1 protein-coding gene is annotated in these 389 nt (G+C 28.5%); it reads right to left on the bottom strand.

Annotated features, from left to right (window positions below; all coding sequences use genetic code 11):
- Position 1 precedes the first annotated feature (1 nt).
- The coding region (locus tag LQ611_RS13970) for an IS3 family transposase (RefSeq protein ID WP_037560302.1) at positions 2-389 on the bottom strand (388 nt) is incomplete at its 5' end.

The following is a 389-nucleotide window of genomic DNA, read 5'->3' as shown; positions in this document are numbered from 1 at the left end:
ATTAGTATATTATTTCAAAGGTTTGTCTCCTGTAATTTTTGGGAGATAAGCCTTTTAATTTTGATTTGATTCTTTCGTTATTATAAAAATTAATATATCGATGAATAGCTTGTTCAAGATCTTGAAAATCTTTAAATTTTTGGCCATAATACATTTCTTGTTTTAGTAACCCAAAAAAGTTTTCCATAACTGAATTATCTAGACAATTACCTTTTCTAGACATACTTTGAAATATCTTATGTTCTTTTAATAAATTAGTGTATTGCGAATGTTGATAGTGCCAGCCTTGATCTGAATGTATTGTTAAACGGTGATCTAGGTTTGGACGACTCTCTATCATTTCTTTTAGTGGATTGATCACTATATCTAATGTAGGACGACTTGAGATT

This window comes from Mammaliicoccus sp. L-M44, from assembly GCF_022386355.1.
GTDB classification, from domain to species: domain Bacteria; phylum Bacillota; class Bacilli; order Staphylococcales; family Staphylococcaceae; genus Mammaliicoccus; species Mammaliicoccus sciuri_A.
This window is presented reverse-complemented; position numbering and strand designations above follow the sequence as displayed.